Source organism: Paraburkholderia youngii, assembly GCF_013366925.1.
GTDB lineage: Bacteria > Pseudomonadota > Gammaproteobacteria > Burkholderiales > Burkholderiaceae > Paraburkholderia > Paraburkholderia youngii.
On record NZ_JAALDK010000001.1, the window covers coordinates 2,197,467 to 2,222,351 of the forward strand.

Here is a 24,885-nt window from a genome sequence, read left to right on the forward strand (position 1 = left end):
TTCATCCTTGCGCGGCCGGATGGCGCGCATCGACGTGCACTTTCACCGTCGCGGAGAGGCCGGGACGCAACACGCCTTGCAGGTCCTTCGGCACGTCGAGGCGCACGCGCACCGGCACGCGCTGCACGATCTTCGTGAAGTTGCCGGTCGCGTTTTCCGCGGGCAATACGCTGAAAGTCGCGCCGGTCGCCGGCGCAAGGCTTTCGACCACGCCGTGCAGCGCGGTATTCGACGCGTCGAGCTGGACCTCGACGCTGTCGCCCGCGCGCATCTTGCGCAGCTGGTCTTCCTTGAAGTTCGCGTCGATCCACAGGCCGCTCGCGGGTACGACGGTCAGCAGCGACACGCCGGTGTTGGCGAGCAGCCCGACGCGCGCGGTCCGATTGCCGACATAGCCGTCGATCGGACTGCGGATCGTGGTGTATTCCACGTTCAACGCGGCGACGCGCTGGGCGGCCTGCGCGGTCGCGATGCGCGCTTTCGCGTCGCCGATCTGCGCGTCGAGCACCGCGATCTGGCGTTGCGCCGCGAGCAGCGCCGCGCCGCTGCGATCGACCGCGGCGCGCGCTTTGGTCAGATCCGCATCGGCTTTCTCGACGACCTGGTTCGACACCGCGTCGTCCTTCACGAGCTCGCGGTAGCGTATCTGGTCGGCCGCGCTGCGCGTCAGCTCGGCGCCCGACGCGCGGACCTCCGCGGCCTGCTCGTTGATCGCCGCGAGTTGCAGCGATTTCTTTGCTTCGAGCTCGGTGACGGAGGCCTGCGCGCTTTCCACTTCCGCGTTGGCCTGCGCGAGACGCGCGTCGTAATCGCGGGCGTCGAGTCGCACCAGGACCTGGTTCGCGTGCACGAACTCGTTGTCGCGCACCAGCACCTCGGTGACGAAGCCGTTGACCTTCGGCGCCATCACCGTGACATCACCGCCGACGTAGGCATCATCGGTCGTCTCGATGAAGCGGCCGACGAAGAACCAGTGCGACGTGGCCAGCGCCAGCACGACGAGAACGGACAGAATCGCGAGCAGCATCCACGGGATACGCCGCGCCGCTCGGGCGGGTTGTACCGCGCTCGGGGGCGCGACGGTCGAGGGAGTTGTGGACATGATGTCGATATGTGCGTATGCACTCTTCAGGTTGAAAAAAACGGCGCAGTGCGCCGGCCTGCTACCTTCAGCGTTTATGTCAAAGCGAAACTTTGGTGATGGCAAATAGCTCGCTGCGCAGCGCGGCCGCGCGCTTCACGCCGAAGCGGTGCTCGAACTCGGCCTGCGCGGCGTACCAATACGCGCGGGCTGAGGCTAGCCGCTGTTCGCCCTCGGGTGTCAGCGAGATCAGCAGCGTGCGCGCATCCGCGCCCAGTGCCTCGCTCGACACGAGCCCGTCGCGGCGCAGCGGCTGGATCGTGCGGACCAGCGTGGTGCGCTGCATGCGCATGGCTTCGGCTATCTGCTTCATCGTCATCGGGCCGGTGTGCTTCAGACGCCCCAGCAGCGAAAACTGCGTGATGGTCAGGCCGACATTCGACAGATGCCGGTCATAAATCTGCGATACGTGACGCGCAGCCTGGCGGATCGCAAAGCAGTCGTCGTCTAGGAGCGCTTCCATTCGCTGCACTTCCCTTTGTTCATTAGTGCATATGCACACAAAGCGGCGTTATAAAACCCGCCGAGGCGGGTTCCGGTGCCGCTCTAGTCGGTGATGCTGAACAGCTCCGCGCGCAGCGTCTTCGCGCGGGCGCGACCGAACTTCTTTTCGAATTCGTCCTGCGCGGCGCGCCATGCGACCGAGGCCTGATCGAAGGTGGTTTCGCCCTTTTCCGTCAGGCTGAACAGCAGCGTGCGGTTGTCGTGGTCCGCCGCTTCGGCCAGCACGAGGCCGTCGCGCTGCAGCGGCTTCATTGCGCGGACCAGCGTGGTGCGCTCCATGACCATCGCGTCCGCGAGCTCCGCCATCGGCAGGTTCGGGGTGCGCGCGAGCTTTGCCAGAATCGTGAACTGCGCAGCCGTCAGCCCCACGCTGCCGAGATGGCGCTCGTAGATCTGCGTGACATGCCGCGCCGCCTGGCGCAGCGCAAAGCAGTTGCATTCGTCGTAGGAGACAGGGCGGTTCATGCAAGCAAGTCTATGTGTGCATATGCACGGTGTCAAGTTTTTCTGTGAGCGGCTGGTAAATGCCTCGTCGGTAGCGCGACGGCGCGTTGAGTTTGCGACTTGCCAGCCTCGCTTGTTATGTTATAACATTTCTGGAGATCGGTGCTCCGGCGCTGTCGTTGTCTCAGATGCGCCCACCGCGACGCTCAACAAAATCCGTCCGACCTATGAGCGGACTGTCCATACTCAATCGCCGCTTATGACCAAGTTGCCTCCCGTTCCCATCGAAACGTCGTCCTGATTGATCGACGGGCTTGCCGTCGCCCGTCGTCCACCTCCAGTTCGCCTGTCCTTCCCTTGCCAGCCAGGGGCGAGGTCGGTGAGCTATTGCCGAACACTTTCGATTCATCAATCGCATCGTCCATAGAGCGAGCAACAACAATGAAAAAACGCACAACAACCGCGCAGGCGGCGATCGTGTTCTGTGCCGTCATCTCGGGCGCATGGGGCGCGCCGGGCAACGCCGTATTGACGGGAACTGTCTCCGATCCTCTGGGACATCCCGTCGCTCACGCGAAAGTCGAGATACAGGACGCGAGCGGCGCCTCCGTCAACATGTCCAGCACGGACACGTCGGGCCATTTCTCGATCGACGGGGTGGCACCCGGCACGTATGCGATCGTCGTCACCGCTACCGGCTTTGCGAGCGGCAGCAGCATCGCGACGACCCAGTCCGGCGCCCCGGCGAGCGTCAGCGTGCAACTGCAAAAGAGCGACACACTCGACGTGCAGGTCAACGCTCGACGTCTGAACGCGGCGCGCAACGGCCTGCTGCCCGAGACGGGCAGCAGCGTCTACCGGTTCACGCAGGCGGATATCGATACGATGCCGGCGGGCGCGAACACGCCGCTCAATCAGGTCTTGCTGCAAGCGCCCGGCGTCGCCAACGACTCGTTCGGCCAGTTGCACGTGCGCGGCGAGCACGCCAATCTGCAATACCGGATCAACGGCATCATCATTCCAGAGCCGATCAGCGGCTTCGGCCAGTCGCTCGACACGCGCATCATCGATCAGCTGAACCTGCTCACCGGCGCCCTGCCCGCGCAGTACGGCTACCGCACGGCCGGGATCGTCGACATTCGCACCAAATCGGGCGACACGGGCAGCGGGGGCTCGATCGACGTGTTCGGCGGCAGCCATCAGACCGTCAAAACGAGTGCCGATGTGTTCGGCAGCCAAGGACCGTTCAGCTACTACCTGAGCGGCTCGCTCGGCATGAACAACCTCGGCATCGAGAATCCGACCGCAAGCGCCAATGCGATTCACGATCACACGCGCGAGGGCAATGCGTTCGGCTATCTGTCGTATCTGATCAACCCGCTCACGCGCGTGAGCCTGCTGTTCGGCGCGACCAGCAACCAGTTCGAGATTCCGAACACGCCGGGGTTGACGCCGAACTTCGCGCTCGCCGACCACACCACGTTCGATTCGTCGCAACTTAACGAAACGCAATCGGAGCTGAACAACTTCGCGGCGCTGGCGCTTCAGGGCACCAACGGCGGCGCGCTCGACTACCAGGTCGCCTTCTTCACGCGCTACACGCGCACGAAGTTCAATCCCGATCCGATCGGCGACCTGATGTTCAACGGCGTGGCATCGGAGGACTTCCATAGCAACACGGCCAACGGCGTGCAGGTCGATACGACCTGGCGCGTCAACGACAGTCACACGGTTCGCGCGGGTGTTTTCTTCCAGCAGGAGCATGCGGTATTCGACAACAGCGTGACCGTCTTCCCCGCCGACGCGAACGGCAACCAGCTCTCCGACGTACCCTTCAACATCCAGGACAGCAGTAGCAAGACCGGCTATCTGTACAGCCTGTACGCCCAGGACGAATGGAAGCTGACCGATCGGCTCACGCTGAACTATGGCTTGCGCTACGACCGCATGGACGAGTACACGAGCGCGAGCCAGTTGAGCCCGCGCGTGGGCCTCGTCTACACGCTCACACCGTCGACGACACTGCACGCCGGCTACGCGCGCTACTTCACGCCACCGCCGTTCGAACTCGTATCCGGCTCGACGATATCGAAATTCAACGGTACGACCAATCAGAGTCCGACAACCCAGAACGATCCCGTACAGCCGGAACGCAGCCACTACTTCGACCTCGGCATCACGCAGAAGCTCGGCCCTTCCGTCACGCTAGGACTCGACGCGTACTACAAGAAATCGACCGACCTGCTCGACGAAGGACAGTTCGGCTCCGCGCTGATCTTCACGCCGTTCAACTATCAATACGGCAAAACGTATGGTGTGGAATTCACCGCCAACTACAAACAGGACAACCTCTCCGCGTATCTGAACCTCGCCTATAGCCGCGCGCAAGGTAAGAACATCAACTCCGCGCAGTTCAACTTCGACGCGGACGAGCTGGCATTCATCTCGAACCACTGGGTGTTTCTCGATCACGACCAGCGCGTGACGGCATCGTTCGGCGCGGCCTACGACTTTCACCAAACTACCTTCACGTTCGACGGCATCGTCGGCTCGGGTCTGCGCAGCGGCTTTGCGAACACCGATCGTCTGCCCGTTTATGCGCAGTTCAACCTCGGCGCGATCCAGCACTTCAACGAGCCAATGATCGGCAAGTTCGATGCGCGGTTGGTGGTCATCAACGCATTCAACCGCGTTTACCAGTTGCGCGATGGTTCGGGCATCGGCGTCGGCGCGCCGCAGTACGGTCCGCATTTCGCCGTCTATGCGGGCGTGACGAAGTACTTCTGAACGACCGTTAGGAGAACCATCATGCAGGAATGGACAGGGTTTATCGCGGCGATGCGTACTGGCGGATGGATCATGTATCCGCTCAGCGTGCTCGGCGTGCTCGCGTTGACGATCATCATCGAGCGGGCCTATGTGTTTGCCCGCTTCGCAAGCGCACCGGCGCGTCTTCTGCAACCCGCGTCAGCCGATGACCACCGGCTCGACGGTCTCGCCCCGTACCACGCGTTTCGGCGCATGGCCGCGCCGTGGCAGCCAGAAACGAATGCGCCGATGTGGCTGCGCGAGGCGTCGGCGCAATCGATCGCGTCGCAGATCGAGCGCGACATGGGGCGAGGTCTGTGGCTGCTCGAAACGATCGTCACGGCGGCGCCGCTGCTCGGCCTGCTCGGCACGATCGTCGGGATGATGAAATCGTTCCAGCTGTTCGGCGGCAATGGGCTCGTCGATCCGGGCGGTGTCACGGGCGGGGTCGCGCAGTCGCTGGTGGCAACCGCGATTGGATTGATCGTCGCGGTCTTCGCGCTGTTCGCGTTCAATTATTTTTCACGACGGCTCGAGCGTCTGATGGATGACCTTGAACTGTTCGCCAACGCGCGACTCAGCGCACTGCGCCTGCAGCACGAGACGCGCGGAGAGCGAGGATGAAACTCAAACGCTCGCGCGCCTCGCGGCGCGGCCGCATTGAAATCATTCCGATGATCGACGTGATGTTCTTTCTGCTCGCGACCTTCATGCTCGCCTCGCTCACAATGCAGCGTCTCGATGCGGTGCGAATCAATCTGCCTTCGGGACACGCGCAGCCGATCAGCACGAGCGAGCCGCTGACGATATCGGTGAGCGGCAACGACGAGGTCTCAGTCAATCGCCATGTCGTTCGCGCGGATCAGATCGAGCCCGAAGTAAAGCGCCTGCTGCGCGCGGACGGTAACGTCGTGATCGCGGCCGACGATCACGCGGGTCACGGCGCGGTCGTGCAGGCGATGCTCGCGGCGCGTCGCGCGGGCGCCGAACACTTTCTGATCGCCGTGCATCGTGATTGAAGGTCGCCGCGATTGGTTCGAGAGACGCGCTGCGAAGACGCTGCGTACTGCCATCGCGACTCTGATCGCGCTCGGTATCTGGCTGCTGATGCTGGTCACGCTGTCTGCCGGATTGCTCAGGCCGGCCCGGCCAGTCCCGCCGCCTGCTCCGCTGGATATGCAAGTCGTCGTGCTCGACGAACCCGCGGCGTCAGAATCCCGCACGCCGCAACCTGCTACCCCGGTTCCGGCGAAACAGGCACCAACGCATCTGCAGACGCAATCGCGCACATCGATGCGTCGCGCGATGCCGCCTGCGCCAGGCGAGCCACGAACGCAGACGACGACCGCCGCCGCAACGCCGTCTGCACCGGTTGCAAGTCCAGCGCAACACCCGCCGCAAGATGAGCGGCCGGAACAAACGGCTGCCGCGGGATCTCGGCAATCATCCGCACAGCACGACGCCGCGCCGAGCGCCTCAACAAGCTCCGACACCGCCGCCCGCTCCATTTCGCAACCATTGCCGTCCCTGCCCGACGACCTGCGCGAACAGGCCTATCAAACAACGGCGACAGCCCGCTTCACGATCCACGCCGATGGCTCGGTCGACGTCGAGCTCGTTCGGGCAACACCGAACCCCCGTCTCAATCAGCTGCTGCTCGTCGCGTTGCGGCGCTGGCGCTTTTTTCCCGCGCTGCGCGACGGCCGGCCCGTCGAAAGCACGCAGGACGTCCGCGTGCATTTCAACGTCAGCTGAGCCCTCACCGCAGATCCGCACGCAGATCACGCACACCTTTGCCGAGTCGTTGGCGCAACAGCGTGCGTAACGTGGCACCGTCGACATAACCGACCTCGGCCGCGATCGCGTCGATGCCGAGGCCGCTGCCATGCAGCAGCGACTGCGCATGCTCGACACGCAGATCCTGAAAGTACGCCAACGGCGATTTGCCGAGCACGTCCCGGCAACGACGCTGCAGCGTGCGCGCGCTCGTCGCCAGTGCGGCCGCCGCGTGCTGCAGCGAGAACCCTTCCTTCAGATGATCGCGCGCCCATCGCTCGAAGCGCTGAATCAGCGGATCGGCCTGCGCCAGGTGGTTGGGAATGATGTACGGTGCCTGCGATGAGCGCAGATCTGCGAGCAGATAGCGCGACACGAGCGCGGCCAGTTCGGGGCTCGCGCGACGGATCAGCCACAGCGCGAGATCGAGATGCCCCATCGCCGCCCCCGCCGTCACCCCGACCTCCGTTGGCACCAGCATGCGCGACTCGTCGAGCAGCACCGCCGGATAGCGTTGCCGGAACAATGGACTCAGCCACCAGGTCGTGGTCGCTTCGCGATGATCCAGGAGTCCGGTTTCCGCGACGAGGAACGTGCCGATGCACGACGCGGCGAGCAACGTGCCCTCTGCATGCCACGCGAGCAATTGCTCCGTGGCGTCGCGCACGTCCGGCCGTTCGAGCGCCGGCACCAGTTGCTCCGGTGTGCCGGTGCCGAGCGCGGGAATGACCACCCAGTCCGGTCTCAGGTCGGCGGTGATCGCTTGCACGGGGATGGCGAACCCCTGCCCCGACTGGACCTTCCTGCGCACGCCGACGATCGACAGATCGAAGTGCGGCCGCCCGCCCATTTTCGCGGCCGCGAACCGGTTGGCGAGCGAGAACGCGTCGAGCATGACGGTGAGGCCGGTGTCGAACAGCCCCTGCAGGGCGAGGATCGCGATGCGCATGGCGTAAATGACCCTAAAGTTGTCATTTGCGACGATACAGCTTTTTCCGGCCGAGGGCTACAGTGAACTCCGTTGTACATCGCAACGAACGTCGACCAAGGAGGTCACTGATGAAAGTTTTCGCCATCGCATCCGCACAACCGACCCTCACCCCGGACAAGCTGCAGCAGCATTTGCCTCACGAGGTGCCGGCCACTCTGCAGTTCTATCTGGACGGCAAGATCGAGCAGTTCTGGTTCCGCGACAAGGCGGGGCCGATCTTCCTGATGAACGTCGCATCGGTCGACGAGGCCAGGTCGATACTCGACGCGTTGCCGCTCGTGGCCGACGGGCTGATGAAGTATGAGTATTTGCCGGTGGGACCGCTCGCGCCGCTCGGGCGGCTGATTCAGAAGGGTTGATGTTGCTGGCGGGATGAACGGTGCCGCCGGCCTGGCCGGTGGCACGCTTGCAGAAGCATCACTGCCCGACCTTCTCCGATTCAACCAGGAGGTCCAGTACATAAGCCACCGACGGCCCGTCGGCAGGCGGGTTCCTGATCGTAAAACGCTTGACGCGCACCACGTTACGGATGCCCGGCGTGTGCGTATAGCCTTCGATATTCTGATTGAGCGGCTGCCACGGACCGGGCGTGCCGGTGGCCAGCCCCTGCTCGTCGAAGAAGCGTTCGCGCACGAGCAGACATTGCCCGTCCGGCATCAACGGATGGGTGCACGGCACCGACTGCGGCGCCACCTCCAGGAACGCAATTTGACCGGGGCCGCCGTAGCGCGTCTCGGCCGTCGGCACGCCGGTAAAGCTCAGCGTATCGCCGTTATCCGTGACGAGTTGCAGGCGCGGCCCGTTGTCGCGCGCGAGCAGGTTCACGTTGACGCTGCCGCGCACTCGCTGCGAGATCGCATCGTCGAGTGCGGCAAGCGCGGGGTCGTTGCAGGCCATCATCGTGGTGACCATCGGGCCGATCTGCAGATATCCCTTCCTCACCGTGTAACCCGCTCCCATGTTGTTGCAGCTATTGACGACGGTGATCCGATACGGACTGAAGTCCAGTTGCACCGGTTTGTCCGGGCGGGCGAACAGCGCATCGATGCGGTTGCCGTGGCTGTCGATCGCGTTGCTCAGCTGCCAGTGGTAGCGGGTCAGCTGATCGGTGCCGGTCGGCGCCGCCGGGTTCGCCGCGGCCGTGGTCGCCGCGGGAGCCGGCGCTGTCACTTCGGGTGTCTGCGCGCACGCGGCGAGAACGAGCGGCAGCAGGAGCATGCGGTATTTCACGTCGGCACCTCGGTGAGTTCAGTGGTTGTTCCGGGCGTTGGCCCGCGTCGCCTGGCGAACGGACGCGAGCATCAGGTCGCATACCCGAAAGCCGGAAAAGCCAGTGAAGGTCACCACCCGGCCACATTACGCCGGGTTTGCGCACCTGCGTCGCTCAGGCCGCGAGCATCGACTCGACGACCGACAGCATAACGCAGGTAGATGGCGGAAATATGCTATTCGATGTTTGCCTGGATTGTTGATTAGGTTACCGAACTGCGGCAGGTAACGCCGGCTACGCCTTGGATATGTCGCGACGCACGGCAGGCGCGGCGTGAAGTCTCCTGAGCCGGGGACGCAGCATCAGATAAAAGGCGGCAACGTGCGTGATCGCCAGCGTCGGTACATAGATGATCGGGATCGCGTACATGGCGCCCAGTTCTCCTGAATGCGCGGGCAGATCGGCCGCTGTCGCGTGGTAGTAGTCGACAAGCAGATCGGCCATACCGACCAGATTGAAAGCAACCACGAACGACCAGAAAAGCGGCCGTATCCGCGCCGTCAGCAAGGCCAGCATCGCCAGCACGCCCGTGGCGAAATCCCCATAAGCGGCGAACGCGGCGAAGCTCGCGGACAGTTGCGGACTGACGACGCCAGGCAGCAGGAACGCGAGCCCGAAGAAACGGAAGCTGTGCAAGGTGGCGATCGCGCGTTGCGCGTCGAACGGCGCCATCGACCTGAGCTTCGGCCACACGTAGGTGCCGAAGCACAACAACCAGGCAACGTAGCCCAGAACGAGATGCATCTGAAAGAGAAGCCGCGCTGACATGGTGCCTCCTGTCGAATGTTGGATGCGCAGGTGATAGGTGTACCATCGTCTCGCGCGAGCGACTATTCCTCACAATGTTGACAGGCTATGAAGCAGAACTTCACAGTCAGGCAGGGTGCACTCGACGGCGTCGAAGTCTTCCTCAGCGTGGCCGAGCATCGCAGTTTTCGCGGGGCCGCCGCGGCGCTCGGCGTGACGCCGTCGGCGGTCAGTCAGGCGGTGCGTGTGCTCGAAGCGCGCATCGGCGCGACGCTTTTCATTCGCACGACGCGCAGCGTCGGCTTGACCGAAGCCGGCGAGCGCTTTCTGGCGCGCGCCAAACCCGCTTTCGAGGAACTCGTCGCCGCCAGCGAGGTGGCGCGCGGACTCGGCGAGCGGCCGTCCGGCCTGTTGCGTCTTTCGGTGCCGCGCGCGGTCGTGCCGATCCTGCTGGAGCCGCTGATCGCGTCGTTCTGCGAGGCCAATCCAGAGGTCGAGGTCGAGATCGCGGCCAGCAAGGAACTGATCGATCTTGCGGCGGAAGGCTTCGACGCCGGCATCCGGCTGGGCCAGTTCGTTGCCGCCGACATGGTCGCGGTGCCGTTGACGGCGCCATTCCGCTTCGTCGTGGTGGGGAGTCCCGGCTATTTCGCGGCGCGCGGCCGCCCCGAACACATCGACGATCTGCGTACGCATGCCTGCATTCGCTGGCGGCGCTCCAGCGGCGCGCTCGCGTCGTGGTCGTTCAACGACAACGGCCAGCCGATCGAGCTCGCCGTTTCCGGTCCTTTCATCGCCAGCGATTTTCTGGGCATGCTGGGTGCGGCGAACGCGGGCATCGGCCTTGCCCAGCTACCCGAGCCGATGGCCGCCGAGGGGTTGCGAACCGGAAAGCTCGTACGCGTTCTGGATGCGTATGCGCCGATGATCCCTGGCGTGTTTCTCTACTATCCGAGCCGCCGGCAGATCATGCCGAAGCTGCGTGCGTTCATCGATCATGTGAAGCGCCGCACGGCAAGTACCCAGAATGGACACTGATTGCCTGATCTCACAGCACCTCGCCCAGGGACTGGCCTCGGAGCGGATTCCAACTCATTAGCCCTGTAATATCGACCGCCCCAGAACTAATAACTCGTTGAACTGCGTGACCAGTTCAAAACACAAAGCAAACGACAGCGTATAGGAGGGCCCGGGAAATCTGTGCATCCACCTCAGAATCGGCGCCGCAATAGGTGTTCTAACGGCGTCCCGAGTCATTATCCATGTGATGGTCGCTCCGATCGCCGCACCCGCGATTATGTCGGTCGGATAGTGCCATCCGAGATAAACGCGGGGCAGACATATGAAGATCGTGGTGTATAAAAGCGCGAGCACACCGACGCCGCGGGACACCAGAAAGATCCCGGTTGCGACCGAAATCCACAGCATCGCGTGGTCACTCGGGAATGAACTCCAGGCTGGCAACACGGCCGCATCCAGACCACCCGATGGAAAATTCAGGTGTAGCTCAGGATTAAAAAGAGGCCGCGTACGGAATGGCAAATAATGCGAGACGAGTCTGAATATCGCGAGCGCAAGGAGGCCGCTCGCGATCGTCGCGACGACCATTTCACGCTCCCAATCGCCACGCTGGCTGCGTTTGCACCATATCCACCACAATGCGGGCATGAGCACCAGGCCCTTGAATGTGTATAGGTCCGCGATGATTCTTATCGCGTGGTTCAACGTGGCGCAATTCGGCGCCATGTGCGTCAGGAAGGTTTGGATTGCGGTATCGAAAGGGTCCATTCGTTGCTCAGGTGCGTTTATCGCGCAGGGATCGATTCGACGTTTCTACGTCGCGCAGCCGGGCGACCTGCGGTGGATGGTTGATGGGGCCTTTCATGCAGTGAGCTAGTCCGCCATTTCGTTGGCGTGCATCGAAGCTTGAAAACGACCGCCATCCTAGTGTCCGCAATAATTTTCGAACAATCGGTGCGATAGCGAACGTTTGCACTTAACGGAACCCGTGCTGAAAGCCTTCCTCGCCAAACACGACAATCAACGACGTCAACCCTCGCGACCCGCCAGCCTGCTTCTCTTAAGCAATTCTTCAGCATGATTACCTTACGATCGCGCCGAACCGGACAAGACGAATAACCGACGCGCATTCAAGGGATCTGTTGCGATGCAGTTGCTGTTGATGGGAAAGGATGAGTCGATCGCTCTGCCGGCCGTGGATACGTTGCGACGTGCGGGCCATATCGTCGACTGGATGAGTGTCGTTGGCGAGCCCATGAGTTGGCCGGACTGCAGCTTGTACGACCTCGTCATGCTCGACCCCGACCTGTCGGGAATCGACGTTATTGACGCGTTGAAGCGTTATCGAGAGTGCGGTGGCCATGCCTTCGTCATCATCGTGACGGCACAGAGGGAACTGGAAACTTGTATTGCCGCACTCGACGCAGGCGCGGACGATTACCTGGTCAAACCATTCGACGTCGATGAACTTGCGGCGCGCGTACGCGCGTTGACGCGTCGCAGAGTGGTACGGACGGTTCCCGTTCTGGCGTACGACGGCCTCATGCTGGATGCAGCCTCTCATCGAGTCACCCTGCATGGAGAGCCGCTCACGCTGGCGCCGCGCGGGTTCGCTCTGCTACAGGCGCTGATCGAAGACCCGGCGCGCGTTTTCACTCGCTCAGAACTTGAAGCGAGGATATGCGATCCACGCGAGGAAATCGCCAGCAATGCCATCGAAGTGCAGGTGTGTGGCTTGCGACGAAAAATCGGAGCAGGACGGATCGTGACGGTTCGCGGCGCAGGCTATTGTCTGAGAACACCCGACTCGAAAGTCCGCTTCGCTGGCTAGCGGACGTTGCCGTTTTGAGCCCGGTTACCCACCTCGTTGCGAGAAACCATCGTGAGCGCGAGTCCGGCCAGCACGAGAGCCACGCCGACCACGAAGGATGGACCGACCCTGTCGCCGAACATCAACGATGCAGCGGCGATGCCGAAGACCGGCTGAAGGAACTGAACGCTCGCGGCAACCCGCGCTGGAACGATACGCAGCAGGTTGAGCCACATAAACAGGCCGGCAACAGTCACCATCACCCCGAGATATACCGCGGCTGATACACCCTGCGTGGCTACGTGAAATGGAACGTGCCACATCTCCCACGCCGCCCACGGCAGCAGTGCTATGAAGCCGAACAGCGTACTCCAGGCTGCTACCGTCGCAGTGCCATATGCGGTCGTGAGTTCGACGCTCCAGACGTAATAGAACGCAATGGCGAGCGCGGACAGCAGCACGCAAATTGCACCGCCCGCGGTGGTATCGGACAGCGTCGCTGCGCCGTGCTCGCGGGCGAACGCGACCAACGCGATGCCCGCGAATCCCGCGAGCAGTCCCAGCTTTTGCCAACCCGATACATGCTGTTTGAGGCGCAGCGCCGCAAAGAACACGATAAAAACCGGAATGGTCGCGGAGATGATGGTGCCGACAGACGCCGAGGTGCCCGAGACACCAAAAGTCTGCGCGACCTGTCCGATGCCGATGCCCAGCACGCCTAGCATGGCGACGCGCGGCCATGCGTGCCGCGGCAACGGATGCCGGCCCACCGCGAAGATGAGCAGTAGCGGCACGGCTACGGCAAAGCGCATTGCGGTGAGCGTCAGCGGCGGTAGCGACTCGAGTCCCAGTTTGGTCACCGGTATCGATAGTCCCCACATCACCGCGAGGACCATCAATGCGCCGAAACTGCGCATCGTCACCGTCTTGGCTGCGTGGTCGTTAGCGACCATCCCGGAACGGGCATCACTCAGGCTTGGGCTCGACATTGGCGTTGGTGCGGAAAAGACATTGAATGGAGATATTCGCGGCCGCGCGGCTCGTTGACAAACGATTTGTCGTCATATAATGCGTGAGCAAAACTCACACATAACGGCCCACTATGTTCGTTGCACGCTGCTACATGAAGACCGGATGTTGGCCAATTGGGAACAGTGGTTCGCCTATGCAGACGTGGCCAGGAATCGCAGAGGTCGAGGTCCCGCATACAGTCATGGAAGCATGGCCATCGAGGCAGCTTTTCGTGGTGAAGGCATAGCCCTCGGACGCAGTGCCCTGGTAGGCGATGACATCGTGGCTGGACGCCTCGTCGCGCCGTTTCCCGACATTCGCCTGAAAGTCGAGCGCGGCTATGATCTGGTCTATCGCGTCGGCAATCGCGATCATCCCAAGGTCTCCGCGCTTCGCGACTGGTTAGCAGCCGAAGTGCGGCGATTTCTGACAGACACGAGATGCAGTTTTCAGACTAGCGATAGTTCACGAAGTCGATCAGGTCGTTGAGGAACCACGGCAGAATCAGTTGCGTGTCGGAATAGCTGGTGCCGACGGTAAGTCGCGGTGGTCTCGCAGCGGCGTCGGGAGCGTGCAGTATGTAGGCGTTCGTATCATGCGCCGCCTGAGGATTCGCCGGCGGCGAGGTCGACGTGCAGCCGGCAGCGAAAACGAGAAATGCTGCGAAGCAAAGAGACTTCATGAGCGGGCGAACTCCGGCGACGTTTTCTCCATTATGGCCGAACTCAGTCGAATACCGGCAACGAGCGCGCCCGCTTCACAACGCCAGCACCGTCACGCCCACTTCCATCCGATGCGCGCCGCCGCCGAGAATCGTCCCGCGCAGCAACGACACATCGCTGTAATCGCGCCCGATCGCGAGCGTCACATGATCGAGATCGGCGAGCACGTCATTGGTCGGATCGAGATCGATCCAGCCGCTGGCCGGACAATGCACCGACACCCACGCGTGCGAAGCATCCGCGCCAATCAGACGCGGATGGCCCGGCGGCGGATCGTTGCGCAGATAGCCGCTGACGTAGCGCGCGGGCAAACCGAGCGAGCGCAGGCAGCCGATCATCACCTGCGCGAAATCCTGGCACACGCCGCTCTTCAGTTCGAATGCGCGTTCGGCCGGCGTATCAAACAGCGTCGCCGACGGCTTGTACGCGAAGTCCTCGTGAATGCGATGCATCAGATCGATCGCACCTACAACTAGCGGCCGGCCGGGAGTGAAGCTCGGCAACGCATAGGCGCGCAAAGAAGGTCGCAGCGCGATATTGGGCGACGCGAAGCAATACTCCGCCTCTGGACGGAACGCGCCGCCCACGCGAAACCGTAGCGCCTCGGCCACCGTCTCCCAAGGCGGCGTGGCCTCGGCGTCGAGGTCGGTCCAGCGCGGCGTCAGCGCCACCGTGGTCTCGCTGACGAGTTGCAGACGCTCGTGCGGTGTATCGAGCGCGAAATACAGCACGTCGTTGCCGAACGCGTCGATGCGGCTATGCCTATACGACGGCTCCGGCTCGATCCGCTCGCTGCGCGAGATCACGCGCTGCCACGGACACGCGAGCGGCCGGATCGTCGCCAGATGCTGCGCGGTTTCGACATACGTCGAGTAATGGTAGGTAGTGCGATGCGAAACCGACAGCACCGTCGACGCGTGCTTCATACCCACACCTGCGAGGCGACCGTGGTCGCGTGACTGAAATAGCGCGCGCTGATTTCATGCGCGGCCGCATTGGCGAAGCCGCCGATCTGATCGCACAGCGCAATCAGCTTGCCATACGAGCCGTGTTCGTCGACCTCGCACAGCGATCCCAGCGACGGCAGCATCTCGACCGGCGGCAGCAACTCCGCGAACGGCCGATGCCGCACGCTGCCCGCCGCGACGGCGATCTCGTCGAGCTTGTTGCGCAGCCGCTCGTACACGCCGTAAATGCCGCGCGGATTGTGCGGTTCGATGACGAGCAGATCGAGCAGCGCGGGCACTTCGAAACGGCCCGGGTACAGCGAGCGATACGTGAGCGTGCTGTCGAACATCTGCAGCAGCAGATCGAAGCCGGCCGGCGTCGCGAGTTGGCCGTTCGCGGCGACGCCGCGCATGAACGCGGCCATCGTCGCGACGCGTTCGATATGACGCCCGACGAACAGCAGCCGCCACGCTTCATCGCGCGTCATGCGGTCGCCCTGCGCGCCGCTGATCGCCGACAGTTGCACCGACAGATGTTCGAGCGCGTTCGCGAGCGTCACGCGATCGTAGCGATCGAACGCACTGCCGGTGCTCGTGGCGCCCGCGCCGCCGTTGCCTGCGCCCACGGCAGGCAGCAACACCTGCAACGCATCCTGAAAGTCGTTGCGCGCCGCGAGGATCATGCGCCAATGATCATTCGACAACCGCCCGCGCACCTCGCCGTTCGCGCGCGCCTGGCAGTTGAGGTTCTGGCTGATGCTGACACTGCCCGCGCTCTCGCCGAGATTCGCGACGAGCGCACGCTCGAAGGTCTGCGGCGAGGCCGGCCCGTGCGGCGACGCCAGGTCGCCAGGCTGCACGAGGCCGCACCATGTCGCGAGTTCGACCAGCGTCGCGAACATCGCGTCGGCGTCGTTGCCTTCGAGCGAGCCGAGAATCAGCCGCAGCAACCGCACATTGTTTTCCGCGCGCTCGCCGTAGCGGCCCGCCCAGAACAGGTTCTCGGCGGCGCGGCTCGATACCGTGCGACGCTTGCGCGTGAGGTCGGCGGGCTGCATCGGCGAAGGCAGCAGCGTGAACGTAGAGCTTGGCTGGCTCGACAGCACCCAGGTATCTACGCTGCTGCCGCCATGCTGCATCGATACCGTGGTCTGACGCTCGGCGGCCATGCGGGTGAAGCCGCCCGGCATCACGTGCCAGCCCCCGTCGACGTCGGCGATCGCATAGACGCGCAGCACCGACGGCCGCCCGCCGATCGTGCCCTCCTCGTAGCGCGGCGTGCAGGAAAAGCGCTGCTCCTGCTGGATCGTGAACGCGTCGGGCAACGCGTCGATACGCTCGCGCCATGCCGCGAGCGGCTGTCGGCCCCGTTCGATGCCGGGCGGCGCATCGCGTCCCGCGAGCGGCCAGGTCGGCACGATGAACGCGTCGTCCAGATGCGCGAACGCATGCTCGCGCGCGGCCTGTTCGCCGCACCACCAGGTCGGCACGCCGGGCAGCAGCAGCTCTTCGCCGAGCAACGCTTCGGCGATACCGGGCATGAAACCGTGCAACGCCGGCGACTCGGCGAACCCCGAGCCCGGCACGTTCGACACGATCACGTTGCCCGCGCGCATCACCTGCAACAGCCCGGGCACGCCGATCGTCGAATCGGCGCGCAGCTCGACCGGGTCGCAGAACGCGTCGTCGAGACGGCGCAGCACGACGTGCACGCGTTCGAGGCCTGCCAGGGTCTTCAGATAGAGCCGGTCGCCGCGCACGGTCAGATCCTTGCCTTCGACCAGCGTGACGCCGAGATAGCGCGCGAGAAACACATGCTCGAAATAGGTTTCGCTGTACGGCCCCGGCGTGAGCAGCGCGATATGCGGTGAAGCGTCGGCGCTTTCCTCGTCGCGCATCGTCGCTTGCGCGGCCTGCACGAGCGTCGCGATCAGTTGCGAATAGAGCGGCGCAAGCCGGCTCACGCGCAGCGAGCGGAACGGCTCGGCGAGCAGCGTCGACACGATCAGGCGGTTTTCGAGCGCGTAGCCGAGACCGGACGGCGCCTCGGTGCGATGCGCGATCACGCTCCACTCGCCGCCCGGCGTGCGCGCGAGATCGAGCGCGACGACCTGCAGATACTGGCCACCGGCCGGCGTGAAGCCCTTCACCGAACGCAGATAGCCGGGATGGCCGAACACCAGCGCGGGCGGCAGTTGTCCATGTTCGAGCAGCGTCCGCGGTCCGTAGATATCGGCGACGATCGCGTTGAGCAGACGCGCGCGCTGCGCGACGCCGCGCTCGAGCTGCGCCCACTCGGCCTCGCTGATCAGGAACGGCAGCAGGTCGAGCGCCCAGGGCCGCGACTTGCCGTTGTCCGCGTAGACGTTGTAGCTGATGTCGTTATCGCGGATCTGCTGCGCGATCGACGCGTGATGGTCCGCGAGCCGCGCCACGCCGTCCTCGTCGAGCAGCGCGAAGAACTGCCGCCACGGCTCGCGCAGCGCGCCCGACGCGTCGCGCAGCTCGTCCCAATGTCCGTCATGACCCGGCAGCAACCGCAATAGGGACGAAGCGTCCGCCGGCATCGCGGACGCTTCGAAGGGCAAGGTCGATTGAAAGGCCAAGGTCGTGTGATGTCAGCGATGCGTGTTGTTCAACTGTGGCGCAGATCGAGCGTGAAGGGAAACTCGAGGCTGCGTTGCGGTCGGCCCACGGCGAGCGGTCCCGGCGTATGACCCGACGCGAAGAAACGCGCGCGCCGCCGGCTTTCCGCCTCGTAGGCGTTGACCGGGAAGGTCTGATAGTTGCGCCCGCCCGGATGAGCGACATGATACTGGCATCCGCCGAGTGAGCGGCCGCTCCAGGTGTCGACGAGGTCGAACGTGAGCGGCGCGTGCACGCCGATCGTCGGATGCAGCGCCGATGATTGCGCCCAAGCGCGAAAACGCACGCCGGCCACGTACTCGCTGACGCGGCCGGTCGGTTGCAGCGGCGCCGGCACGCCGTTGACGCTCAGCACGTGACGATTGCCGTTCAACCCGAGCGCGCGCACCTCGAGCCGCTCGACCGACGAATCGACATAGCGCACCGTGCCGCCGGGGGAGCCCTCCTCGCCCATCACGTGCCACGGTTCGAGCGCGTTGCGGATCGTCAGGTCGATGCCGCTCAGCGTCATCTCGCCGACGAGCGGAAAGCGGAATTCGAAGTGCGGCGCGAACCACGCGCTATCGAAGGCGAAGCCCGCTTCGCCGAGTTCGGCGAGCACGTCGTCGAAATCCATCCTTACGAAGGTGCCGAGCAGGAAGCGGTCGTGCAGCTCGGTGCCCCAACGCGTGAGCCGCCGCGTGTACGGCATGCGCCAGAATCGCGCGACCAGTGCGCGCAGCAGCAATTGCTGCACCAGACTCATGCGCGCGTGCGGCGGCATCTCGAAGGCGCGCAGTTCCAGCAGACCGAGGCGGCCTGCGGGTCCGTCGGGCGAATACAGCTTGTCGATGCAGAACTCGGCGCGGTGCGTGTTGCCGGTCACGTCGATCAGGATGTTGCGCAGCGCGCGATCGATCATCCACGGCGGCAGGTTGCCGCTATCGCGGCCGCCGAGCAGATCGACCTGCCGTTGCAACTCGGCAAACGCGATTTCGAGTTCGTAGACCTGGTCGTTGCGCGCTTCGTCGACGCGCGGTGCCTGGCTCGTCGGTCCGATGAACAGCCCCGAAAACAGATACGACAGCGACGGATGGTTGTGCCAGTACGCGATCAGGCTCGCGAGCAGGTCGGGCCGCCGCAGGAACGGGCTGTCGGCCGGCGTCGCGCCGCCGAGCACGAAGTGATTGCCGCCGCCGGTGCCGGTGTGGCGCCCGTCGAGCATGAACTTCTCGCTGCTCAGATAGCTGTGCGCGGCCGACTGATACAGGTACTCGGTGTGATCGACGAGCTCGTCCCAGTTCGCGGCCGGATGAATGTTGACTTCGATCACGCCGGGGTCCGGCGTCACCTGCAGCACCTTCAGGCGCGGATCGCGCGGCGGCGGATAGCCTTCGAGCACGATCTGCATCTTCAGCTCCCCGGCCGTCGCTTCGACCGCGGCAAGCAGGTCGAGATAGTCGTCGAGATCGGTCAGCGGCGGCATGAACACGTGCAGCAGCGTGCGGCCGCTGCCGAAGGAATCGGCTTCGGCTTTCGGGCCGGCCGCGCGCTTCGGGTCGCGCGCTTCGACGCACACCGCGGTGCGCAGCGTGTCCTTCGACGATTCGCCACGCGCCGGCAGCGCTTCGTCATGGCGCGGCGGCGCATACGCGAGCACGCCGCCTTGCGGCATGCCGCTCAACAGATCGGCCGCCGACAGCGACAGCGCGGCCGCCTGCCGCGCGCTGGTCTGTTCCTCGGCGATCTGCCGGCTCTCGCGCCCGCCTTCGTACTGCACGCGCAACTGCGCGGCCGTGCGCAACGGCTGCGGCGGCGCGAACGGATCGTGCGCGTGCTGATACGGATAGTCGGTCTTCGACACCCACGGCAGCGAATCGAGCGGCAGCCGGTAGCCCATCGGTGAATCGCCGGGGATCAGATACATGCGTTCGTCGCGGAAGAACCAGCGGCCCGTGATCCACTTCGGCCCGATGCCCGGCGCGCCGCGCTCGCGGCCGAGCGGCAACACGTAGCCGGCCGGACTCGCGAGCCCGGCGTCGAACACGCGCCGCAGCCGCACGCGTTCGAGCTCGTCGTCGAGGCGCGCGTCGAATGGATCGACGTTGACCGGCAGGCGACGCTCGCGCCACAGGTAGTACCAGGTGTCCTCGTAGCCGGGCTGGATGCAGTCCGCGTCGAGCGACAGCTTCGCCGCCAGATGCGCGATGAACCGTTGCGCGTCGCCGGCCGTGTAGCGGCCAGGCTCCCGTTCATCGGCGAACAAGGCCGGGTTGCGCCAGCATGGTTCGCCGTCGGCGCGCCAGTACAGCGACATCGCCCAGCGCGGCAGTTGCTCGCCCGGATACCACTTGCCCTGGCCGATATGCAGGAAGCCGTTCGCGCCGTAGCGCTCGCGCAATCGGTCCATCAGCGCGACCGCGTAGCCGCGCTTGGTGGGTCCAAGCGCGTCGGTGTTCCATTCGGCGGCATCGCGATCGCGCACCGACACGAAGGTCGGCTCGCCGCCCATCGTCAGTCGCACATCCATGTCGGTGAGTTCATAGTCGACCCGCGCGCCCATCTTCAGCACGTCGTGCCAAGCGGCTTCGCTGTACGGCTTCGTGACGCGCGGCGACTCCAGCACGCGTTCGATCGACATCGTGTGTCCGAATTCGACCTCGCATTCGTCGACCGCGCCCGAGATCGGCGCCGCGCTGCCCGGCTCCGGCGTGCAGGCAACCGGAATATGGCCTTCGCCGGCGAGCAGCCCCGAGGTCGGATCGAGCCCGATCCAGCCCGCGCCCGGCAGATAGACCTCGCACCACGCGTGCAGGTCGGTGAAGTCGACCTCGGTGCCGCTCGGGCCGTCGATCGATTTGACGTCGGGCGCGAGCTGCAGCAGATAGCCGGACACGAAGCGCGCCGCGAAGCCCAGTTGCCGCAGCGTCTCGACGAGCAGCCAGCCCGTATCGCGGCACGAGCCCGACGCGTTGACCAGGGTTTCCTCGGGCGACTGAACGCCCGGCTCCATCCGGATCAGATAGCGAATTTCGCGTTGCAGCCGCTGGTTCAGCGCCACCAGGAAGTTCGCGGTGCCGGCCGGCGCGCGGTCGATGCTCGCGACGAACTCGGCGAAGCGCGGCGTCATCGGCCGTTTCACGCAGTAGGGCGCGAGTTCGGCTGCGAGTTCCGGCGCGTAGTCGAACGGAAACCGCTCGGCCGATGGTTCCAGAAAAAAGTCGAACGGGTTGTAGACGGCCATCTCGGCGACCAGATCGACGCTCACCTTGAACTCGCGCGTCTGCTCGGGAAACACCAGCCGCGCCTGATAGTTGGCGAACGCGTCCTGCTGCCAGTTGATGAAGTGTCTCGCGGGTTCGATGCGCATCGAGTACGACAGAATCGGCGTACGGCAATGCGGCGCGGGCCGCAGCCTCACGACCTGGGGCGACAGCGTAACCAGTCTGTCGTAGCGGTAATGAGTAACGCAAGGCGACGCGTATGGACACTCCGGACTCCTCGACGAAAGGTGCAGCCCGCCAAAAAAGCAAGCTCTATGCCGTTGTTGGACAAAACCCGCGTGAATCGTTTGGTGTTGCCTGAATTGCGTGTGCGTTTTGCGTATCTGTTGTCTTGCCGTTGGGCTACGTCGGACCGTGCACCAAAGCGGCGCAGCACCGATGCACGATCATGACCGTACTGTGCGTTAAAGCGGTGACGTCTGGCAATCGCGGCATGAAGATTGCGATCGTTCGTCACCGCAACCGACATCGCACTAATCACAAGGCCGGCCCGATGAAAACCTTCCACTGCAATCGCTGCGCGCAATTGTTGTTCTACGAGAACGTCCGCTGCGAGCGCTGCGAGTCGCTGCTCGGCTATCTCCCCGAACTGCGCGAAATCAGCGCGTTCGAAGACGCCGGCGACGGCCGCTGGCGCAGCCTGCATCCGGAGGCCAACGGCGCGCTGTTCCGGCAATGCCACAACTACGCGGTCGAAAACGTCTGCAACTGGATGATCCCCGCCGATTCGCCCGATACGCTGTGCCGCGCCTGTCAGTTGACTCGCACGATTCCGAACCTGAGCGAACCGGAAAACCGGCTCTACTGGTACCGGCTCGAAGTCGCGAAACGGCGCCTGCTGTACACACTGGGCGAACTCGGCCTCGATGTGCAATCGCGCGACGCGGACCCCGAGCGCGGTCTCGCCTTCGAATTTCTCGCCGACGGCGGCGATGGCGAGCCGGTGATGACCGGTCACGACAACGGGCTGATCACGCTGAACATCGCCGAGGCCGACGACGCGCATCGCGAGAAAGTGCGCACCGCGATGGGCGAGCCGTACCGCACGCTGCTCGGCCACTTCCGCCACGAGACCGGCCACTACTTCTTCAGCCAGCTGATCGAAAACGAGCCGCGCTGGCTCGAACCGTTTCGCAAGCTGTTCGGCGACGAGCAGGCCGACTACGGCGAAGCGCTGAACGACTACTATCGCGACGGTGCGCCGGCCGACTGGCAGGCGTCGTACATCAGCGCGTACGCAACGATGCATCCGTGGGAAGACTGGGCGGAGACGTGGGCGCACTATCTGCTGATCGTCGATGTGCTCGATACCTCGACGTCGTACGGACTCGCGCTGCTGCCCGACGATCCGAGCGAGCCGACGCTGACCGACCGCACGCCGGTCGAGGATGCGAGCTTCGGCAATCTGATGAAGCGCTGGTTTCCACTCACGTACGCGCTGAACAGCCTGAACCGCAGTCTGGGCATGCCCGACGGCTATCCGTTCACGCTCGCCGCGCCGGTGGTCGACAAGCTGCGCTTCGTGCATCGGGTGATCGCGGCGGCGGGCGGCAAGCGCGACAACCGGAGCGACCGCGAGCACATGAGCGCATAAAAGAGCCCGCTGGCGGATCAACCGGCAGCGGGCTTTCATCACACGGTCATCGCTTCAGTACGCCACATAAGGCCCCTTCCCACCCGGCGTCGACTGCTGCTCGATCGCCGCATAGACGTTGCGGCCATAAAAGAACGGCAGCCCCCAATCGAACACCGTCGATGTCACGAACGCCGGTCCCGCGAGCAGCGGCAATGCCGAGTCGCCGCTATAAGTCTGCGCGATCGACATCGCATTGCCGACGCTGAACGTTACCGCGCTCGTCGTGCCGTTCACACCTTCGATCATCGCGCTCAACTGCTGCGTCGAAGTCGGGCAGTAATACGCGCTGTTCGGACTCGCGCAGGCCGGCATCGAGGTGGTCTGAAAGAAGAGTCCCGTCGAGCCGCTGTCCACAATGCTGCGCGTGTACGTGGTGCCGTTCTGCACCGTCGTGAACGTGCCATTCGACGGACTCACGCCGATAACCTGCGCCGCGCCGAGCGCATTGTTGCCCTGCGTGCCGATGCCGAACACGAGTTTCCCCGACACCGATGGCGCACCGCCCGACACGGTCGGCAGACTGAGCACCGAGCCGTTGTTGTCGGTCGCGAAGTACGGCACCGGATTGGCGACCTGATACGTTTCCGCGAGCGGTATCGACGTGCAGTTGGCGCCGCTGCAACCGTAGTAGGTCGCGGGAATCGCCTGCTGCACGCAGCTCGCGCCGCAGTCGTGCTTGAACACGCCGATGCCGAGAATGCCGTTCGCCTGCAAGCTGGCCGGCGTATTGCGCGGCGCGCCGACGGCCGCGCAATCGCCCGGCAGCGATGCGTAGCCCGGATCGATCAGCTGGATTGGCAGCGACGCGGCTTTCTCGCCGGCGATCTGCACATCGGCGAGCTTCACCGCGCCCCACGTATAGCCGTCGAAGAACTGCATGCATTCGGCGACGGAATTGCCCGCGCCGTCCTTCTGCTGCGGCAGGCTCATCGACGCCGGCAGTTGCGATGCGAACACGCGCACGCCCCACGAGCCGGTATCGACGAGCACGTGATCGATCGTCTGGCAATTACCGGTGCCGGGCGCGCAGATCGTGATGCTGACGAACGGCATGTTCGGCACGTTGCTGATGCCCGAGTCGACCGTCACGCGCACCGCGTTGGCGGCCAGCACCTGCGGCGACGGCGACGTATTGGTCACGGTCGAACCCGATGAGCCGGTCGAACTCCCGGACGAGCTCGAATTGGCCGTGGTGCTCGCGCTGCCGCCACCACCACCCCCGCCGCCGCACGCGCTCAGCAGCAGCGCCAGAACCACGACGGGCGTCGCGCCCAGCCGAGTCATCCACGAAGACCTGGATCGCATGTTCGCTCCGTTATTGAATGACGCTGACATCGACGCCCCCCGGCACCGCCTGCGGCAGATACGCGTAGCCGGTGAAGGCGCGCAGATGGCCGCTCGAGAACACTACGAGATCGCTGTTCGACACCGCGAGCGGCACGCCGCGACGCGTCGCGCTGGCGGCGACGTAGACGTCGAACGATGCGCCGAGCATCGCCTTCAGATCGGGCAGCGTCGGGCCATCCCACGCGACGCCGAACACGATGCCGTTGGCCGCCACGAATTCGCGCACCTGGGTGCCGGACGGCAGCGTCAGCGCGTGCACCGAATAGGCGCCCTGCGCGCTGGCCGCATGAGCGACTGCGTGCAGGCGCGTCTGATCGCCGTCGACGGTGCTGGCGTTCTGGCCGAGCGTCGCGTGCGCGGCGAACGGCAACGCGCAGCATGCCCCGAGCACTGCGCAGGCAATGCGGGTAAGAAGCTTCGGATTCAAGAGATTTCCTTCCCAGGTGAAAACGCGAAACGAGGGCGCACACCTGACCGGCTAGGCCGGGCTGCCTTCACGCCGGTTGGGCTGCGTGAATGCGTCTACGGAAAGGCGGGGCGAAACTTTAAGTCAGGGGAATGGCGCGCGGCAATCGTTTGCTGCGCGATTCGAGCCTTTGGAGGTTGCTGGATCGTTCGACTACGTTCGATCAGTGCGGACAAAGTCTTTTGGCGACAATGCCTTGGTTTTCTTCTGATATTTAGAAGCAGCAGGCTGCGGAAATTTCGGTCGTCATGCGTAGAAGCTGTGAATCAGGGCAGCGTTTTTTTATCGATGTAAGCGTCTACCGAATAACGGGCAAAAAAATCGCGGAGGGCTTGA

General features: G+C 64.2%; 23 protein-coding genes. 9 read left to right on the forward strand and 14 right to left on the reverse strand.

The features are described from left to right. Position 1 precedes the first annotated feature (1 nt). From G5S42_RS10165 to G5S42_RS10175, 3 genes are all read right to left on the reverse strand, one after another. Complete coding sequence (locus tag G5S42_RS10165) at positions 2-1,102, reverse strand: HlyD family secretion protein (protein WP_176106630.1); 1,101 nt, start codon at positions 1,100-1,102, stop codon at positions 2-4. A gap of 79 nt (positions 1,103-1,181) precedes the next feature. Further along, positions 1,182-1,604, reverse strand: coding sequence for a MarR family winged helix-turn-helix transcriptional regulator (locus tag G5S42_RS10170; protein ID WP_176106631.1), 423 nt, complete (start codon positions 1,602-1,604; stop codon positions 1,182-1,184). An 83-nt stretch (positions 1,605-1,687) separates the two neighbouring features. After that, complete coding sequence (locus G5S42_RS10175) at positions 1,688-2,110, reverse strand: MarR family winged helix-turn-helix transcriptional regulator (protein WP_176106632.1); 423 nt, start codon at positions 2,108-2,110, stop codon at positions 1,688-1,690. A 420-nt stretch (positions 2,111-2,530) separates the two neighbouring features. Here G5S42_RS10175 and G5S42_RS10180 point away from each other — a divergent pair, with 420 nt between their 5' ends. The 4 genes from G5S42_RS10180 (at position 2,531) to G5S42_RS10195 (ending at position 6,652) form a co-directional block, all read left to right on the forward strand. Then, positions 2,531-4,876: a TonB-dependent receptor gene (locus G5S42_RS10180; protein ID WP_176106633.1), complete on the forward strand. Its 2,346-nt coding sequence runs from the start codon at positions 2,531-2,533 to the stop codon at positions 4,874-4,876. Positions 4,877-4,897: 21 nt separating this feature from the next. Continuing rightward, positions 4,898-5,521, forward strand: coding sequence for a MotA/TolQ/ExbB proton channel family protein (locus tag G5S42_RS10185; protein ID WP_176106634.1), 624 nt, complete (start codon positions 4,898-4,900; stop codon positions 5,519-5,521). Then, positions 5,518-5,916 (forward strand): ExbD/TolR family protein, encoded by a 399-nt coding sequence (locus G5S42_RS10190; protein WP_176106635.1) that lies wholly within the window; start codon positions 5,518-5,520, stop codon positions 5,914-5,916. The genes G5S42_RS10185 and G5S42_RS10190 overlap by 4 nt, the downstream gene beginning before the upstream one ends. An 88-nt stretch (positions 5,917-6,004) precedes the next feature. After that, positions 6,005-6,652: an energy transducer TonB gene (locus G5S42_RS10195; RefSeq protein ID WP_176106636.1), complete on the forward strand. Its 648-nt coding sequence runs from the start codon at positions 6,005-6,007 to the stop codon at positions 6,650-6,652. A gap of 4 nt (positions 6,653-6,656) precedes the next feature. Here the strand turns inward: G5S42_RS10195 and G5S42_RS10200 are convergent, their stop codons facing one another. After that, positions 6,657-7,622, reverse strand: coding sequence for a GlxA family transcriptional regulator (locus G5S42_RS10200; protein ID WP_176106637.1), 966 nt, complete (start codon positions 7,620-7,622; stop codon positions 6,657-6,659). A gap of 110 nt (positions 7,623-7,732) precedes the next feature. On the opposite strand from G5S42_RS10200, the gene G5S42_RS10205 reads away from it, so the two are divergent. Next, on the forward strand, positions 7,733-8,023 hold the full coding sequence (locus G5S42_RS10205) for a hypothetical protein (RefSeq protein ID WP_176106638.1): 291 nt from the start codon (positions 7,733-7,735) through the stop codon (positions 8,021-8,023). Positions 8,024-8,081: 58 nt separating this feature from the next. On the opposite strand, the gene G5S42_RS10210 is transcribed toward G5S42_RS10205, so the two are convergent. Both G5S42_RS10210 and G5S42_RS10215 read right to left on the reverse strand, forming a co-directional pair. Continuing rightward, entirely contained in the window at positions 8,082-8,894 is an 813-nt protein-coding gene (locus G5S42_RS10210) for a DUF4377 domain-containing protein (RefSeq protein ID WP_176106639.1), read from the reverse strand. 274 nt (positions 8,895-9,168) lie between these two features. Further along, on the reverse strand, positions 9,169-9,702 hold the full coding sequence (locus G5S42_RS10215; RefSeq protein ID WP_176106640.1) for a DUF8737 domain-containing protein: 534 nt from the start codon (positions 9,700-9,702) through the stop codon (positions 9,169-9,171). An 87-nt stretch (positions 9,703-9,789) separates the two neighbouring features. Here G5S42_RS10215 and G5S42_RS10220 point away from each other — a divergent pair, with 87 nt between their 5' ends. Continuing rightward, positions 9,790-10,719 carry a LysR family transcriptional regulator gene (locus G5S42_RS10220; RefSeq protein WP_176106641.1) on the forward strand — a complete coding sequence of 310 codons (930 nt, stop codon included), beginning with the start codon at positions 9,790-9,792 and terminating at the stop codon, positions 10,717-10,719. 57 nt (positions 10,720-10,776) lie between these two features. On the opposite strand, the gene G5S42_RS10225 is transcribed toward G5S42_RS10220, so the two are convergent. After that, entirely contained in the window at positions 10,777-11,469 is a 693-nt protein-coding gene (locus G5S42_RS10225) for a phosphatase PAP2 family protein (RefSeq protein ID WP_176106642.1), read from the reverse strand. A gap of 379 nt (positions 11,470-11,848) precedes the next feature. Between G5S42_RS10225 and G5S42_RS10230 the strand changes: the two genes are divergently transcribed. Beyond that, positions 11,849-12,532, forward strand: a complete 684-nt coding sequence (locus G5S42_RS10230) for a response regulator transcription factor (RefSeq protein ID WP_176106643.1) — start codon at positions 11,849-11,851, stop codon at positions 12,530-12,532. Here the strand turns inward: G5S42_RS10230 and G5S42_RS10235 are convergent. After that, positions 12,529-13,464, reverse strand: coding sequence for a DMT family transporter (locus tag G5S42_RS10235; RefSeq protein ID WP_176106644.1), 936 nt, complete (start codon positions 13,462-13,464; stop codon positions 12,529-12,531). The two genes, G5S42_RS10230 and G5S42_RS10235, sit on opposite strands and share 4 nt — an antisense overlap. 181 nt (positions 13,465-13,645) lie before the next feature. Here G5S42_RS10235 and G5S42_RS10240 point away from each other — a divergent pair, with 181 nt between their 5' ends. Continuing rightward, on the forward strand, positions 13,646-14,011 hold the full coding sequence (locus G5S42_RS10240) for a LysR substrate-binding domain-containing protein (RefSeq protein ID WP_246391920.1): 366 nt from the start codon (positions 13,646-13,648) through the stop codon (positions 14,009-14,011). On the opposite strand, the gene G5S42_RS10245 is transcribed toward G5S42_RS10240, so the two are convergent. From G5S42_RS10245 to G5S42_RS10260, 4 genes are all read right to left on the reverse strand, one after another. Beyond that, positions 13,977-14,204: a hypothetical protein gene (locus G5S42_RS10245; protein ID WP_176106645.1), complete on the reverse strand. Its 228-nt coding sequence runs from the start codon at positions 14,202-14,204 to the stop codon at positions 13,977-13,979. The two genes, G5S42_RS10240 and G5S42_RS10245, sit on opposite strands and share 35 nt — an antisense overlap. A 75-nt stretch (positions 14,205-14,279) precedes the next feature. Then, a complete protein-coding gene (locus tag G5S42_RS10250) occupies positions 14,280-15,170 on the reverse strand; it encodes a transglutaminase family protein (RefSeq protein ID WP_176106646.1) in 891 nt (296 codons plus the stop codon). Beyond that, positions 15,167-17,758: a circularly permuted type 2 ATP-grasp protein gene (locus G5S42_RS10255; protein WP_246391922.1), complete on the reverse strand. Its 2,592-nt coding sequence runs from the start codon at positions 17,756-17,758 to the stop codon at positions 15,167-15,169. The genes G5S42_RS10250 and G5S42_RS10255 overlap by 4 nt, the downstream gene beginning before the upstream one ends. Before the next feature lie 68 nt (positions 17,759-17,826). Continuing rightward, a complete protein-coding gene (locus G5S42_RS10260; RefSeq protein WP_376776872.1) occupies positions 17,827-21,237 on the reverse strand; it encodes a transglutaminase family protein in 3,411 nt (1,136 codons plus the stop codon). 356 nt (positions 21,238-21,593) lie between these two features. On the opposite strand from G5S42_RS10260, the gene G5S42_RS10265 reads away from it, so the two are divergent. Continuing rightward, the gene (locus tag G5S42_RS10265; protein ID WP_176106648.1) at positions 21,594-22,694 is read left to right on the forward strand and encodes a zinc-binding metallopeptidase family protein; all 1,101 of its coding nucleotides are present in this window, start codon (positions 21,594-21,596) and stop codon (positions 22,692-22,694) included. Between the two features lie 54 nt (positions 22,695-22,748). Here the strand turns inward: G5S42_RS10265 and G5S42_RS10270 are convergent, their stop codons facing one another. Continuing rightward, complete coding sequence (locus tag G5S42_RS10270; RefSeq protein ID WP_176106649.1) at positions 22,749-24,041, reverse strand: DUF3443 domain-containing protein; 1,293 nt, start codon at positions 24,039-24,041, stop codon at positions 22,749-22,751. Positions 24,042-24,051: 10 nt separating this feature from the next. Next, on the reverse strand, positions 24,052-24,510 hold the full coding sequence (locus G5S42_RS10275) for a DUF2844 domain-containing protein (RefSeq protein WP_176106650.1): 459 nt from the start codon (positions 24,508-24,510) through the stop codon (positions 24,052-24,054). Positions 24,511-24,885 lie beyond the last annotated feature (375 nt).

Bases quoted from the DNA above. Each gene is read 5' to 3' on its own strand.
- G5S42_RS10235 (WP_176106644.1), bottom strand. From the start codon at position 13,464: ATGGTCGCTAACGACCACGCAGCCAAGACGGTGACGATGCGCAGTTTC.
- G5S42_RS10215 (WP_176106640.1), bottom strand. From the start codon at position 9,702: ATGTCAGCGCGGCTTCTCTTTCAGATGCATCTCGTTCTGGGCTACGTT.
- G5S42_RS10165 (WP_176106630.1), bottom strand. From the start codon at position 1,102: ATGTCCACAACTCCCTCGACCGTCGCGCCCCCGAGCGCGGTACAACCC.
- G5S42_RS10220 (WP_176106641.1), top strand. From the start codon at position 9,790: ATGAAGCAGAACTTCACAGTCAGGCAGGGTGCACTCGACGGCGTCGAA.
- G5S42_RS10245 (WP_176106645.1), bottom strand. From the start codon at position 14,204: ATGAAGTCTCTTTGCTTCGCAGCATTTCTCGTTTTCGCTGCCGGCTGC.
- G5S42_RS10265 (WP_176106648.1), top strand. From the start codon at position 21,594: ATGAAAACCTTCCACTGCAATCGCTGCGCGCAATTGTTGTTCTACGAG.
- G5S42_RS10190 (WP_176106635.1), top strand. From the start codon at position 5,518: ATGAAACTCAAACGCTCGCGCGCCTCGCGGCGCGGCCGCATTGAAATC.
- G5S42_RS10175 (WP_176106632.1), bottom strand. From the start codon at position 2,110: ATGAACCGCCCTGTCTCCTACGACGAATGCAACTGCTTTGCGCTGCGC.
- G5S42_RS10250 (WP_176106646.1), bottom strand. From the start codon at position 15,170: ATGAAGCACGCGTCGACGGTGCTGTCGGTTTCGCATCGCACTACCTAC.
- G5S42_RS10180 (WP_176106633.1), top strand. From the start codon at position 2,531: ATGAAAAAACGCACAACAACCGCGCAGGCGGCGATCGTGTTCTGTGCC.
- G5S42_RS10225 (WP_176106642.1), bottom strand. From the start codon at position 11,469: ATGGACCCTTTCGATACCGCAATCCAAACCTTCCTGACGCACATGGCG.
- G5S42_RS10240 (WP_246391920.1), top strand. From the start codon at position 13,646: ATGTTGGCCAATTGGGAACAGTGGTTCGCCTATGCAGACGTGGCCAGG.
- G5S42_RS10195 (WP_176106636.1), top strand. From the start codon at position 6,005: ATGCTGGTCACGCTGTCTGCCGGATTGCTCAGGCCGGCCCGGCCAGTC.
- G5S42_RS10255 (WP_246391922.1), bottom strand. From the start codon at position 17,758: ATGCCGGCGGACGCTTCGTCCCTATTGCGGTTGCTGCCGGGTCATGAC.
- G5S42_RS10205 (WP_176106638.1), top strand. From the start codon at position 7,733: ATGAAAGTTTTCGCCATCGCATCCGCACAACCGACCCTCACCCCGGAC.
- G5S42_RS10230 (WP_176106643.1), top strand. From the start codon at position 11,849: ATGCAGTTGCTGTTGATGGGAAAGGATGAGTCGATCGCTCTGCCGGCC.
- G5S42_RS10170 (WP_176106631.1), bottom strand. From the start codon at position 1,604: ATGGAAGCGCTCCTAGACGACGACTGCTTTGCGATCCGCCAGGCTGCG.
- G5S42_RS10270 (WP_176106649.1), bottom strand. From the start codon at position 24,041: ATGCGATCCAGGTCTTCGTGGATGACTCGGCTGGGCGCGACGCCCGTC.
- G5S42_RS10185 (WP_176106634.1), top strand. From the start codon at position 4,898: ATGCAGGAATGGACAGGGTTTATCGCGGCGATGCGTACTGGCGGATGG.
- G5S42_RS10200 (WP_176106637.1), bottom strand. From the start codon at position 7,622: ATGCGCATCGCGATCCTCGCCCTGCAGGGGCTGTTCGACACCGGCCTC.